This window comes from Shigella sp. FC1567 (assembly GCF_001743015.1).
Lineage (GTDB): Bacteria > Pseudomonadota > Gammaproteobacteria > Enterobacterales > Enterobacteriaceae > Escherichia > Escherichia coli.
Map to the genome: position 1 here is coordinate 1 of NZ_MIIV01000430.1, position 344 is coordinate 344.

Below are 344 nucleotides of genomic sequence, written 5' to 3' on the forward strand. Positions count from 1 at the left end.
TCAGTAGCGGAGCAGGAAGGACATCTGATGGAAATGGAAGCCACGCAAGCACCTTAAAATCACCATCATACACTAAATCAGTAAGTTGGCAACATTACCGACGCAATGACCTTAAATACCTTTTAGTAGAATATATTGCTGACCCACAAATATCAGGATGGTATTGACAAGTCATAGATGGAGAAATATATGACTGAATTACCATTCTCTGGAATAACAGCAGACTCCTTCCCATAGACGGCTTTGGGGGGTGCCCCTATTAAGTTGTCAAGCATGTTATGACCCCTGCGGGGTATAAAAAGTCCCGTCGCGCATCATGGCGAACAGAACGTCGCAGCGTCGTC

The 344-nt window shown here is 45.1% G+C and carries 1 protein-coding gene; it reads right to left on the reverse strand.

Annotation, left to right across the window (positions count from 1 at the left end; translation table 11 throughout):
• Positions 1-276: 276 nt before the first annotated feature.
• On the reverse strand, positions 277-344 hold a 68-nt coding region (locus BHE85_RS27775; protein WP_241551019.1), incomplete at its 5' end, for a hypothetical protein.